The organism is Psychrobacter piscatorii (assembly GCF_001444505.1).
Classification (GTDB): domain Bacteria; phylum Pseudomonadota; class Gammaproteobacteria; order Pseudomonadales; family Moraxellaceae; genus Psychrobacter; species Psychrobacter piscatorii_B.
Map to the genome: position 1 here is coordinate 44,465 of NZ_LNDJ01000096.1, position 14,018 is coordinate 58,482.

Genomic DNA, 14,018 nt, shown 5'->3' on the forward strand with positions numbered 1-14,018 from the left:
TTATTCAGCAATGTGGTTATTGATTCTATATAATGCAGGAATATCATAAAGTTGGTTGCCTCGTTGTTTAAATGACGTTGTCACTGACAGTAAGTAAGTTCAAAAACTTTTGAGTGTTTTAAGAGATAATACGACTTTGCTTGATGGTTATAGAAGTAAAATATTAGGCCTAAAAAGCTAAGAATCGCACTCAATTTTATGAGCTTATTACGAGCAAAGTGCGTATAGTAACTCATGTTGACGCTGTGTTTGATGGGCAGACACTGATAAAAGGTATTCCTGTCATAAAAGGTCTAATGAAGTCTCAGTCTTTTGTATTGGTCTCATATTGACTGATATCATGACTTAAGATGATTGTTAGAGCTTTATATAGACAGAGAGCGTTACGAATAAATAGTCGTTCATAGGATAATGATAATGGAAAATAATTTTGAAGGTTTAAAAGTAATGGTGATTGATGATTCAAAAACCATTCGCCGTACCGCAGAAACCTTGCTACAAAAAGCGGGTTGTGAAGTCGTAACCGCTATAGATGGCTTCGATGCCTTAGCAAAAATTGTTGATAACAACCCAGATATTATTTTTGTCGACATCATGATGCCGCGCTTAGATGGCTATCAGACTTGTGCACTCATAAAAAATAACCCTGATTATGCTAATAAACCCGTGATTATGTTGTCATCTAAAGATGGCTTATTTGATAAAGCCCGTGGCCGCATCGTCGGATCTGATGAGTATTTGACCAAACCATTTAGTAAAGATGAGCTTTTTGATGCGATTAACCAGTACCGTTAATCAGCTCTATAGACTCAAATATAGTGATTGCTAAGATTAAAAATAATGACTCACTATTTAAGTGACTAGCATAAAAATAAATCCCGAATAAGTTGTTGGGCATTATTTTCAGTCGTTTTATCAACAATATATCCTCATAGATATTTTAGAAAATAAAGGAAAATCCTATGGCTACCGTTTTAGTCATTGACGACTCGCCATCAGAAATGGCGAAATTTCGCGACATGCTTTCCAAAAATAATTTTCAAGTATTAGAAGCATCAAATGGCGAGCAGGGCTGTCAGATGGCAGCTGATCACCTGCCAGATGTCATCTTAATGGATGTGGTCATGCCAGAAATGAACGGTTTTCAGGCTACACGAAAAATCACTCGTGGTAAAACCACCGCTCATATACCTGTCATTATGATTAGTACCAAAAATCAAGAAACCGATAGAGTGTGGGGTAAGCGTCAAGGTGCCAAAGAGTATATGAATAAACCAGTCGATGAAAATGGATTGGTCAATATGATTCGTAAAGTGATGGAGTAACTTGTGGCCTCTAGAGGATTTATTGAGCTTCTGCGTCTAGCAGACTTGGCACGTGCGCGCAAAAGTGGTCGCCGCGGTGGTCAAGAGTTTGATTGGCAGGGGGTGGTATTTGAGATTGGTGGGCAGCGCTTAGTTGCTCCTATGGGTCAGGTATCAGAGGTATTATCCATGCCAGAATATACTAGCTTACCTCTAGTAAAGCCTTGGATGCTAGGTATTGCCAATATTCGCGGACGACTACTACCTCTGACGGATTTGTCACGCTTTTTACAAGTGCCAAGCCGCTTGCCACAGCTAAGCCAGCGCAAAGTTATTGTGATCGATCACGATAATAACTTTTCAGGGCTACTGGTCGATCAAGTGCTTGGTATCGAACAGTTCACTCAGGAACAATACCGCCCAGAAGCGATTGATTCCAATTCACCATTTGCACCTTATAACCATGGTAAGTTTTTGAAAGACGAGCAGGAGTGGTACGTTTTCATGCCAAGCTTGCTGGCACAAGATCTGCAGTATTCAGATGCTGCGATATAGTAATCGACAATAAAACATCTATTTATTCGGTAACGACAGATTAATAGCGGCTGACACGATACAGTGGGATGTCAGTATTTATACAGGCTTTGCTAATCATTGTTTTGATAACAACAAGATTGTCAAAGTCAGTCACGATAAGACTTTGACGATTGTTTGAAAGGGATACGCAAGATGAGTGATGTTAAAAGAAAACCTGTAGCTGGTACAGGCAACACAACTGTAGAAGGCAAAGAGACCAATAATACGTGGAAGCTATTATTAGGATTTTTTATTCTGCTGAGTGTGGTCTGTGTCGTTTGGTTGGCTAACGCGGTGTTATCGGTGAGTCAAGACTTTACTAACTTTAATCAAACAATTGTTTTACCAGCACTTGTCTTTGCTATCGGTGCTTTGGGTATTATGTTTGCCTCGTATCAGTTGCTTAAGCAACGTGGTGGATCGGAGCGTTTGCTGATTGAAAAAGAAACCTTACGCCGCCGTCAAGAAGCAGAAGCAGAGTCTGAACGAGCTCGTCAAATTCAAGAAGAAAATGAACGTAACCAGATCGCTATTCTACGCCTACTTGATGAGTTAGGGGATTTGGCAGAAGGTGATTTGACGGTCAATGCTACCGTGTCAGAAGACTTTACAGGGGCAATTGCTGACTCAGTAAACTTCGCAATTGACCAATTACGTCAATTGGTCTTGGTTATTAACAGTACTGCCGACCGAGTTGCACAGTCTTCAGATCAAACGCAGATGAACGCTGTTGAGCTTGCTGAAGCTTCTGAACATCAAGCGCAAGAAATTGCTGGTGTATCAGCCGCTATTAATGAGATGACCGTGTCAATTGACCAAGTTTCGAATAATGCGTCAGAGTCTGCGACGGTTGCTCAGCGTTCAGTTGCCATTGCCTATAATGGGGCAGAAGTTGTACAGCGTTCGATTGAAGGTATGAACGTTATTCGTGATCAGATTCAAGAGACATCGAAACGTATCAAGCGCCTTGGTGAGTCTTCTCAAGAGATTGGTGATATCGTTGGCTTGATTAACGATATTGCAGACCAAACCAACGTTCTGGCATTGAACGCCGCCATTCAGGCATCGATGGCAGGTGAGGCTGGTCGAGGCTTTGCAGTTGTTGCTGATGAGGTTCAGCGTCTGGCTGAGCGTTCAGCGAATGCGACCAAACAGATTGAAACATTGGTAAAAACCATTCAGGCAGATACTAATGAGGCTGTTATGTCGATGGAATCGACGACATCTGAAGTAGTACGTGGTGCTCGTTTGGCAAAAGATGCTGGTGAAGCACTAGAAGAGGTACAGAGCGTTTCTAACACGTTGGCTGACTTGATTCAGAACATCTCAAATGCTGCATTACAGCAGGCTGAATCTGCTGGCCATATTTCTCATACTATGAATATCATTCAAGATATTACTTCACAAACCTCATCTGGTACGTTGGCCACAGCACGCTCTATTGGTGAGTTGAGTGAAATGGCTGCCGCACTACAAGAATCTGTTACTGGCTTTAAAGTATCGAACGATGATGAATTGTTAGATGATGAAATGATTAACTCTGAACAAACCTTATCAGAAATTGTCTAACCTTTTAGCTTGAATATTGAATCGGTATCGATACGTCTTTTTGTATAAGATTTTAATTAAAATGCTGTATAGGTTCTGACGCCGTACAGCATTAATAATAGCAGGCGACGTGAACAATCATATACAAGCAGAAAAGGCTCTATCTAATATATTTGAACCTGTATGGGGTGATGAGATGATACAGGGCGATAGTGCTAATTTACAGCAATGGCAGAGATATATAGAACAAGAGATTGGCTTTATATTGCCAAATACGCAGCTGCAGTGGTTGACCAATGCCATTGACCACACAGCAACATTAAATGGACTCACTACTCAGCAGCTCTGGTACCAATTACCAAAGAATAATGAGATTCGTCAGCAGCTATTAGACAAAGTGCTCATTCATGAGAGTCGCTTTTTTCGTCATAAACCTTCTATCGATTTCATCACACGATATGCAATAGACAAGTGTACAGATGACAGGAGTAAGCCCTTTCGCATTTGGAGCGTTGGTTGTGCAAGTGGGCACGAGACTTGGTCACTGGCCATGAGTCTGACAGCAGCGCAGTTATCCAATCATGTGATACTGGGAACAGATGTGAGCGAGCAAGCGATTACAAACGCGCGATTAGGACAATATGATCAACGGCAGTATTCATTAATTCCTCAAAATTGTCAGCAGTTTGTTTACCCTTTGATCACCAAGAATGCAGGTAATGAGCTGAGTATGGCTGATACTTCTAGTAAAGTAGAAAGGTCTATCAATACTCAGTTTGACTGGCAAGTAGCGCCAGCTTTACGACCTTATGTTAGCTTTGCTCTACACAATGTTATTGAACAAAAATCACCCACTTCGCATCTCCAAAATGTGATTATCTGCCAAAACATGCTTCTGTATTTTCGCAAGTTTGATCAGCGTGATATTTTGGCATGGCTATCAGAGCAGTGTGAAGTAGAGGGATATATTATATTGGCTCCAGGTGAGGCGTTGTTTTGGCGCCCTTCGAATATGCGCCGTATTGCGCACCCACAAGTGAATGTGTGGCAAAAAATTAGTGCCTAAATTAGTGCCTAGACGAGTTAGGATAAACCTATGAAAAAGCAGCCCAATGACATAGTGACGCTTGAGTGGTTGTCGCCACTGCTCAATCAGCAATTATCACAGATATCTGATGGCTGGCAATCAGGTGCTGATATCGACAGTTATCAACAGATGACATCGCACTACTATCAAGTTAGTGGTGCGCTGACTATGATTCGCTTGCCTCTACTAGCAGATCTTGCCAATAAGTTGAGTTTTATGGCGAGCTTGGGGGCTAGTCACAATCTGTCTGCTAGAGACTGTCAAATAGGCAAGTTTTCTCATAAGTTATTGCAACATGCGCTCAATCAATATACGCATCTAGGCAAATACAACCCTGCTCTAATAAATAAGGCTACTAATGAGCTTGCCCAGATACTATCGCAACGAGGTGTGGAAGCAGATGCATTTATAGATGCTACTGATACCCAGCATGCGCATCTAAACAATGATGATACTCATGAAGATATGGTTCATGAAGATATTGTCAATAGCATTCAGATCGCAGTACCCACGAGTAATGTCACGACCAATTTAGAAGATCAACACTATCAGCAGATGTTACTGGTGTGGCGACAGCAAGTACAAAAATTGCTGGTTGCCAATATCAATCAGGCACATGTTCTACAAATTTTAGAAAAAGTTAGTCAATATCTATGGCAGAATACTCAAGACAATGATTTACAGCGTCTATGGTATTTGAGCGAGTTGTGGCTGAGTGATCTTGCCCATAATGAAGCGCCATCACCTGAATATTATGCGCCACTATTAGGTCAGCTTGATCGCGTCATAGAATCTGCTACTCAGCCCACGCACTTATCTTCGAGCCTTGTTAAAGGCTTAATCAACAGTGTCTATATTCAGCTCATCTACCTAGAGAATAGTAGCGAGCGAACTCAATCTACCCTTAATGAGATATCACAGCGTGAGCCTGCGACCTCACGTTTTTTAACGCGATTGCTCAGTGAGATTGAGACTCTTATCTTCAATCTAGATAAGCCAGATACGCTAATAAACCCTCTACGACATATAAAGAGCCAGCTTGAGAGTCGAGGTTGGGTGCAATATGCGTCGCAAGTTGAATCGATCCTTACAGATTTAGAGCAAGCACGCTTATCAGAGACAGAGTTTACGCAGCAGCAATGGCACATAGAGCGCAAGTTACAAGAGCTATATAGTGCTATTTACGATACCGAGCAGGCAATATCACTCAAAATTGGCGCTTCTTCTTTTGCTATTATACCTGAAGCGTTTGATAGCAGTGATGTAAAGGATAAAGATAGACATGAGTCAGTTTCTACTGACAGTGACTTACGTGAGCTACGTATTGCCGTTGAAGAGATCAAGGAAAGCTTTAACGAGTATATACAACGTCAAGATATCCAGTCTTTACCAGTCATTGCTGACTTTGACAAGATTGCCCATGCTTTTGATGTTATGGGACTGCCAGTCATTAGTGAGACGATAGAAAATATAGGTAGTATATTCACACAACTGCTCACTCATGAGGTTGCTGTACTTAGCTGGGATGTGACCCAAGCCTTGGCAGAGAGTCTGACCTCGATTGAATTGTTACTCGACTATCTTGCGCAGCAAGTCTTTGATCAAAACTTATTGACGCAGGCAAATGAGTATGCAGCGAAAGCATCACAGCTTCTTAATGCGTATGCGAAATCACCAGAAACAACTAACGATACATGGCTGACGCAAAAGCCAGTCGCGATGAATGTGCTTCGTTATGATGATAGTGGTGAGATCGCACCTGTGACCAGTTCAGATAATGAAACGGTGATAGCAACGCAAGATACCACTGATACTAATCCTAATGTAGAGAGTGATGCATTGCTGCGTGCTCGTGAACAACTCAAGCCTGACAACTTTGAAGTTGATGAAGAGATTCGTGATATTTTTATCGAAGAAGTGAACGACGTCATTACTGATTTAGAAGATTTTCTTCCTATTTGGCAGCAGGATTCACAAAATCTAACACCCTTGACCGAAGTCCGTAGAAGCTTTCATACCTTAAAAGGCTCAGGCCGCATGGTTGGTGCCTTTAGCATCAGTGAGATGGCGTGGTCAATAGAAAACCTACTTAACCGTCTGTTGGATAAGACACTCCCTGTAACAGACGATGTCGTACGTCTGGTGATAGAGACGGCGAAACGTTTGCCAGTGCTACTTACAGATTTTGCCGCTCAACAATTACCAAGCTTTGATCCTGCTATTACTATTCTACAAAGTAGTAACCTAATGGCGCAGCAGCCTGTCAATGCTGGTTTAGATACGTTTGAGACTGGAATCACTGAAACATCAGCTGAAGTAGCGTTAGGTATCAATGACTCTGATTCAATGAATGATGTATCGTTAGAAACATTACTTTCGAGCGTTGATGCTGCTGTAGGAACAGATTCTGAAAGCAATAATACAAATGCACCAGCATCGCTATCTGGTTTAGAGATTCCAGCAGTACTTGTTCCGTTTATGCAAGAAACTGAGCAATTAGCAGCCGATGCGAATGATGCAGATCCTGATATTAAAGAGATATTTATAGAAGAGGCCGAGGAAGTACTTGCCGAAATCGTACCTTTATATGAAGGTTGGCAGCTAGTATCGACTGACCTTGCCGCTCTAAAAGATATCCGTCGCGGTTTTCATACTCTAAAAGGCTCTGGTCGCATGGTGGGCGCTAACTACACCGCCGAGCTAGCATGGGCGATAGAGAATATGCTTAATCGCGTATTGGATCATAGTGTTGTTGTCTCAAGTGATATGTGTCAGCTGATGTCAGATGTATTGGCCGCTTATCCTGAAATGTTAGTAGCATTTGAAAATAACAGCCAAGATTACCCAGCTTTAGTGCCCTTATGGATTGCCTGCGCCAATGCCTATAGTAAGCAACAGGGTGATGCGTTTAGTTACTCTCGCTTATATGAGCAAGCAACAAGTTATTCTGAAGATGACGCAGCTCAAGAGCCAGCATTGTCATCTAGTATAGACGAGACCGATTCTGTCTATGATGATAGTGCCGAAGTGATCAGCACAACGCTACAGAGCTTTCATTCTGTCAATGAAAAAATGGCAGAGGCAGAGCTTGTTTTGACGCCTCAAAGTGAAGAGGAAAAAGCATTTTGTAAGATATTTATTGATGAGGCAGAAGAGCTACTTCATCATATTGATCAATTTGTCAGCGACAATCAAGATGAGCGCTCCATTGAAATAACAGATGAGATAGTACGTGCATTCCATACGTTGCGAGGGGCATCTGGTTCAAGTGCTTTAGCTGCTATTAGTGAGGTTAGTGCAACGATAGAGCATAGTTTGGAGCTATTACAACAGCAAGACACGGCCATGAATGCTCAGCATTTAGAGGCTTTGGCGCAATCTGCCAAATTGATGAATGGCTACTTGAATAATTATAAACAAAACCTCAAGCAGCGCAGTTCTGCGGTAGAAGACTCGCAAAGTCAGCAAGACATCGCGTCATTACAAGCGATGTTGGCTGAGCAATACACCACTAAAGATGCTGATACGACCGCCAATACTGATAGAAAGCCAACGATTGAAGAGCTCCTAGACAATAATATCGATACATTATTAGATGCAGAATGGGAGTTAGAGGAGGCGCTTGGTCATGCTGAAAAAGAACACAGTCAAGACTATATCGCGCAGCAAATTTCACAAATCACCTGTTTAATAGATAAAGCTCAAGCATTTCCAAAATTCATTACCGTTCTGAATGAGCTAGGTAATGCCTATAGTTACCTGAGTGATAATATTGATAAAGCGAGAGATAGAGATATTCAATCTATTCTGCTATCAGGTCATGCCCAGTTGATTGGGCTATTCGATGCCCTAGCTGGTAGTACGTCATTGAAAATAGACCAGCAGGTAATGAGTGAGCTACAAGGTATCTATCAAAATGATAACCTTGACGATAACGACGAAGGCTTTGTCGTTCGAGCTATTTCAGCACCTGAAATCCAATTTGAAACGATTGATACGGATATTGAGCTATTAGAGATTTTCTTAGAAGAAGCTCAAGAACTTGATAACGCCCTAGATGAGAGTTTCAATAAATGGCGTGACGATATTACTAATATCAACTCGCTAAAAGTATTACAGCGTCATTTGCACACTATTAAAGGTGGCGCACGGATGGCTGGTATTCGTAGTATTGGTGATCTAACTCACGAAGCAGAAAGTGTTTATGAGTCTTTTGTAGAAAACAGACGAGAGCCGACGGCACAGTGGCTTGAGATTATGCAAATGGTGCAAGACACGATGTCGCAACAAGTGATGCATATCGTGAATCATAAAAAATCCTTTTTCACCTCAGAGCTTATTGAGCAGTTAAAAGTACTTGAAAGGGAAAAAACCTTACCAGAAACGGTAGAGCTGATCATACCAGTACCGAAAAACTATTTTGAACCAGACATTCAAAACGTAATGGCGGATGAGGCCATTAGCAATACCGAAACATCAGAATTGCTCAGCCTAGATACCATGATTAAGCAATCATGGGCTAATGGGTTGCCTGATCCAGACATATTATCGGTGTTCTTAGAAGAGGCGGAGGAGCTTACCAATCGTAATAAATACCTGCATTTGTTCTTGAACGACACAAATAATACCACAGCATTACAAGCACTTCAGCGAGATCTGCATACGATTAAGGGCGGTGCCCGAATGGTGACTGCGTCCGGTATCGCTGATTTGGCTCATGAAATGGAGTCGGTTTATACGGATTTTGTGAGTAACCGTCGTCCCCCTACTCAGAAAGTATTAGAATTGCTAGTTGCCAGTCATGATTGGCTTGCTGATGCCGTATTTATTCTTCAGCAACATGTCAATCCACCAACGCCTGCACTATTGATCGAGGCGTTAGAGCAGTTTGGGAGAAATCCTGATAGTCTCAAACAAGTTCCTAAAGAATCCCTACAGTCTCAGCGTGAAGCAATTTTGATTGCCAAAGAAAATCAAGACTCTCACTATCTTGCAAAAGATATCAGCGAGATGCCATCTATGTTCAGTAACACCAATAAGGAGGACGACAGCACTAGTAGTAATGAAATGATTCGTATCTCAGGTGGTCTTATTGAACATATGATTAATCTATCTGGTGAGTCAGCGATTAACCGCGCCCGTATTGATATGGGTATTAGTAGCTTGACCAACAGTATCGAAGAGATGGGTACAACGGTACAGCGACTGGCAGATCAGTTACGCCGTATGGAGATTGAGCTTGAAGCTCAGATTTTGTCACAAATAGATGATGAGCTGATTGATAATGAGGATTTCGATCCTCTCGAGATGGATCAGTATTCTTCACTGAATCAATTATCAAAATCATTGACAGAATCTGCCTCGGATTTGGTGGATATTAACCATACTTTATTAGAAAAGACTCGTGATAGTGAAAGCCTGTTGCTACAGCTATCGCGGACACAGACTGAGTTGCAAGATGGGCTGATGAATTCGCGTATGGTACCATTCACGCGTCTGACACCGCGTCTTGAGCGTATTGTTCGGCAGACGGCTAATGAGTTGAATAAATCGGTTGAGCTGACCATCATCAACGCTGATGATGAGATGGACAGAACCATTCTAGAGCGGATTACCTCACCGCTTGAGCATATGCTACGAAATGCTGTCGATCACGGTATCGAAACCACATCAGCACGTCTAAAAGCAGGTAAAGAGCGTAATGGTAATATTACGCTTGAGGTACATCGTGAAGGTAGTGAGATTGTCATCCAACTATCAGATGATGGCCGTGGTATCGATGTAGAAGCGGTAAGAAATAAAGCGATCTCTCAAGGTCTTATTGATGCAGACGATGACATTCTCTCTGATCTTGATATTATGCAATATATCTTTAATGCTGGGCTGAGTACTAGTAAGCAGGTGACACAGATCTCTGGACGCGGCGTTGGCATGGACGTTGTTATTAGTGAAATTCGTCAGTTAGGCGGTGCGGTCTCTGTTGTCTCCGAGCTTGGCAAAGGCTCTAATTTTACGATGCGTTTGCCATTAACCGTCGCTGTGTCTGATGCTTTGGTCGTGCGCGCCGCAGATCGCTACTACGCCATACCATTGGTACAGATCGAGCGCGTGGTACGGGTTAACCCAGAAAAGCTATATGATTACTATCAGTCAGATGCTGCTACATTGAACTTTGAAGATACGGAATACCGAGTTCGCTATCTAAATGAGATTCTATCAGGTAATAAACTGAATGAACTGGTCGTCAATACCAACACCAGTTTGCCGCTGATTATTATTAAAAACCGTACGGGACAAAACATCGCACTACAAGTTGATCAAATTGCAGGATCGCGTATCGAAGTGGTTGTGAAACCTCTAGGCCAGCAATTATCGAATATACCAGGTATTTCAGCTGCTACTATTATGGGCGATGGTTCGGTAATGCTCATTTTGGATTTGATTGCGCTAATGCGAAATGCGCAGTTGGTGAAGAACAGCTCGAAATCTGCTAGTGCCAAGCGAGGACGTATAGAGTCCAAATCGACGGTGTTAGTAGTCGATGACTCCGTGACCGTACGTAAAGTGACCTCTCGTTTCTTGGAGCGTCAAGGGTTCAATGTGGCGGTTGCAAAAGATGGCATCGATGCAATCGAGATACTACAAGATACAACACCAGATATGATCTTGTTAGATATCGAAATGCCGCGTATGGATGGATTCGAGGTGGCGACTCAGGTCAGATTCAATAGTCGATTACAGCATATCCCAATTATTATGATTACCTCACGTACTGGAGAAAAACATCGTGAGCGTGCTCTAGAGATTGGGGTGAACGACTATATGGGTAAACCATTCCAAGAAAAAGAGCTTCTTGAAAAAATTCAAAGACTACTAGGTGAAGAGGTTAGCCTAACTAATGACGGATAATGCACGTGTTTTAGCACTGCGACAAAAAAGCAATCATGATATCAAAGTGCTGGTGATGGCAGAGGATCATCGCCAGCGCTTGGCTTTTTCAGATACCGTACGTAGTTGCGGCTTTACCCTTGTAGGTTGTGTGTCAAGAGCACAGTGGCAAGCAAAAAGTGAGCTGTCTAATGTAGATATTGATATTTGGCTGATAGATAGTGATTACGACGACAGTGTAGCAACCGCAACAATCGCGTCAAAATCAGCGGCTGTCTTGGTGGGCTTTAGCCAAGCACCGTATCTCAATGAGGCACAGCAATATGGTAAATGGCAGCGTAAGTTAAAACGTAAACTTGCAAAGCTTTTAGCACTACCAGCCCTGATCGATACTCCCGAATACAAGGGCGATGACACTGAAAGAAGCTGGCAGTATGTCGTATTTTTGGGTGCGTCTATGGGCGGTCCTAGTGCGGTAAAAGAATTTTTAGACAATGTGCCAGCGACACTGCCAGTGTGTATTTTATTGGCGCATCATTTCAATCAGACCATGATTGGTACGTTACCACGGATACTCAATCGCCATAATGATTGGCGCTGTGAGGTTATCGCGTCCTCGCAGCGTTTGCGAGCAGGGCATTGCCTCATAGCCCCTATTGATAAGCAAATAGTTTGTGATTCAGCTGGTAGGGTCATCTTGTTAGATCAAGCATGGAGCGGTGAATATAAGCCTGCTATTGGTCAGATTCTAAAAAACACCAGTGATGTTTATGGTAGCGATCTAATCAATATTATATTTTCGGGTATGGGCAATGATGGCTCTCAGTATTTGGATATGGTTCAAGACAACAACAGCCAGTTGTGGGCGCAAGACCCTAGTCTGAGTGCATGTCCGAGTCAACCTCAGGCTATTATTGACTCAGGGTATTGTGGTTTCGTTGGTAGTCCGACAGATTTGGCAAAAAAACTGACTGATTATATTGGTGAAAGGGCAGCAAGCCATTCACGCTAACTGATTGTGAGCGACGTATGAAACAAATTTTGAAACACTCGTTTGAAGCGGTAAGTTTATTGACCACGAACAATGGTATGCTCGATGTGACTATCGTGCCAGCATCTAACCAACCCGATTGGATTATTCCGAGCAGTTTGATTTTGAGCGTCGACGATTATCAAGAGCGTATATCCAAGTATCAGTGGCAAGAGCAAAATCTTGCTGTCTTTCACTTGTTACCGCAGGATAGAACACCAGAGAAAGTCATCATACTAGAGGGCAATACCACCGAGCATCGATTTGCTTTGCAAACGGCAGGTGAGTTGCGCCAATTACAAGCCCGTATTTCTGACGTCAAAGATACAGAGCTTCCCGAGCAGTTTGCGGATACTAGCGTTGATAAAATAGAAGGGCAGTCTGACGAAAACGTTGTGCTCTCTTATCTGTATCAAACCGTTATGATTGACGACAATGTTTATTTGGTACCAGACTTGGACAAAATTGCGCATCATTTGGTGAATTTAGATGACTAGATTCTCGTCTAAGTTTCAGTTATGCTTCACCTCATAGGTAGTACCCGAGCAATGCTGATTACTTTTTGTTATTGAATGAGTTGCTGCCCTAATATCAATTATAAATAACGTTTAATAAAAACTATAGAGCCGCTCATGAATAATTCTAACGTATCAAAATGGTCGCTCAGCAGTCGTATATTTCATTGGATCAGCGCACTGTTATTGCTGATTACTTGGGTAATGATACTGCTGCATGAAAATCTCGATAGCAATCTATATATCGGATTTCACAAAGCGTTTGGGATAAGCTTGTTGTTTTGGATGATTGCGCGAGCTATCAACCGCATCTTTACCAAAGCGCCACCGTCTATCCCAATGCCAAAATGGCAATCGATGGTCTCTAAGTTATCGCATTTTGCTCTCTATGCCATTCTGACCGCTATGCCGCTTGCTGGTTTATTGATGACTGTATATGGTGGTCGTCCTGTCGATATCTTTGGTTTATTCCAAATACCTGTGTTTGTCACTCCTGATAGGAGTTTGGCCCGCTTTTATAATGATCTACATACCGATATTATTTGGCCAATGATCATCGGTTTTACAGCGCTGCATATTGGTGCTGCCTTGTATCATCAGTTTATTAAAAAAGACAATTTAATATCACGTATGAAATGATCTGCTATTGATCAATGCTCGAATGCTGTATACAGCATGCCGTACCAATAAACTTAAAGATGCAAAAAAGCCCTAAGTACATTACTTAGGGCTTTTTAAATGATAAATGAAAGTGCTTACGGTCTAAAGGTCTGATTACAAATTTACTTTTTATGTTCAGGTAAATTAATGTTCATCTCTAACACATCTAAGCTATCTTCTGAGCGATGATTGATATTGACATCATCAATCTGCACGCCATTCACATATTTGTTGACCACTTCTAAGATTTCACGTTTCATTTTTTCGATACGATCAACCGTTAGGCGGTTATTTAGACGATTTTCGCTAGCAACGATAACCTTGAGGCGTTCAGTAGCTAGATTGGCACTGCCTGCACTACTGTCGTCAGTACCAAATAGGCTACTCCAAAATCCTTTTTTCTTAGTCAT

The 14,018-nt window shown here is 42.1% G+C and carries 9 protein-coding genes and 1 pseudogene; 9 read left to right on the forward strand and 1 reads right to left on the reverse strand.

Going from position 1 to position 14,018, the window contains the following annotated elements; genetic code table 11:
• The first annotated feature begins 417 nt into the window (after positions 1–417).
• The 9 genes and pseudogenes from pilG (at position 418) to AS194_RS10575 (ending at position 13,587) form a co-directional block, all read left to right on the forward strand.
• Entirely contained in the window at positions 418–795 is a 378-nt protein-coding gene (gene pilG, locus AS194_RS10535) for a twitching motility response regulator PilG (protein ID WP_057761576.1), read from the forward strand.
• 167 nt (positions 796–962) lie between these two features.
• Positions 963–1,325 (forward strand): response regulator, encoded by a 363-nt coding sequence (locus AS194_RS10540; RefSeq protein ID WP_058025473.1) that lies wholly within the window; start codon positions 963–965, stop codon positions 1,323–1,325.
• Positions 1,326–1,328: 3 nt separating this feature from the next.
• On the forward strand, positions 1,329–1,859 hold the full coding sequence (locus AS194_RS10545) for a chemotaxis protein CheW (protein WP_058025474.1): 531 nt from the start codon (positions 1,329–1,331) through the stop codon (positions 1,857–1,859).
• Between the two features lie 516 nt (positions 1,860–2,375).
• Positions 2,376–3,449 (forward strand): annotated as a pseudogene (locus tag AS194_RS10550) (methyl-accepting chemotaxis protein); the annotation flags it as partial.
• A 109-nt stretch (positions 3,450–3,558) separates the two neighbouring features.
• Positions 3,559–4,494 (forward strand): CheR family methyltransferase, encoded by a 936-nt coding sequence (locus tag AS194_RS10555; protein ID WP_058025476.1) that lies wholly within the window; start codon positions 3,559–3,561, stop codon positions 4,492–4,494.
• 30 nt (positions 4,495–4,524) lie between these two features.
• Positions 4,525–11,424: an Hpt domain-containing protein gene (locus tag AS194_RS10560; protein ID WP_058025477.1), complete on the forward strand. Its 6,900-nt coding sequence runs from the start codon at positions 4,525–4,527 to the stop codon at positions 11,422–11,424.
• The gene (locus AS194_RS10565) at positions 11,414–12,415 is read left to right on the forward strand and encodes a chemotaxis protein CheB (RefSeq protein ID WP_058025478.1); all 1,002 of its coding nucleotides are present in this window, start codon (positions 11,414–11,416) and stop codon (positions 12,413–12,415) included. The genes AS194_RS10560 and AS194_RS10565 overlap by 11 nt, the downstream gene beginning before the upstream one ends.
• 17 nt (positions 12,416–12,432) lie before the next feature.
• Entirely contained in the window at positions 12,433–12,930 is a 498-nt protein-coding gene (locus tag AS194_RS10570) for a hypothetical protein (protein WP_058025479.1), read from the forward strand.
• A gap of 135 nt (positions 12,931–13,065) precedes the next feature.
• Positions 13,066–13,587, forward strand: coding sequence for a cytochrome b (locus AS194_RS10575; protein ID WP_058025480.1), 522 nt, complete (start codon positions 13,066–13,068; stop codon positions 13,585–13,587).
• A 143-nt stretch (positions 13,588–13,730) separates the two neighbouring features.
• On the opposite strand, the gene minE is transcribed toward AS194_RS10575, so the two are convergent.
• Positions 13,731–14,018 (reverse strand): cell division topological specificity factor MinE, encoded by a 288-nt coding sequence (gene minE / locus AS194_RS10580; RefSeq protein WP_058025500.1) that lies wholly within the window; start codon positions 14,016–14,018, stop codon positions 13,731–13,733.

Coding starts and splice junctions, on each gene's coding strand:
- pilG (WP_057761576.1), top strand. CDS start 418: ATGGAAAATAATTTTGAAGGTTTAAAAGTAATGGTGATTGATGATTCA.
- AS194_RS10540 (WP_058025473.1), top strand. CDS start 963: ATGGCTACCGTTTTAGTCATTGACGACTCGCCATCAGAAATGGCGAAA.
- AS194_RS10560 (WP_058025477.1), top strand. CDS start 4,525: ATGAAAAAGCAGCCCAATGACATAGTGACGCTTGAGTGGTTGTCGCCA.
- AS194_RS10565 (WP_058025478.1), top strand. CDS start 11,414: ATGACGGATAATGCACGTGTTTTAGCACTGCGACAAAAAAGCAATCAT.
- AS194_RS10570 (WP_058025479.1), top strand. CDS start 12,433: ATGAAACAAATTTTGAAACACTCGTTTGAAGCGGTAAGTTTATTGACC.
- AS194_RS10575 (WP_058025480.1), top strand. CDS start 13,066: ATGAATAATTCTAACGTATCAAAATGGTCGCTCAGCAGTCGTATATTT.
- minE (WP_058025500.1), bottom strand. CDS start 14,018: ATGACTAAGAAAAAAGGATTTTGGAGTAGCCTATTTGGTACTGACGAC.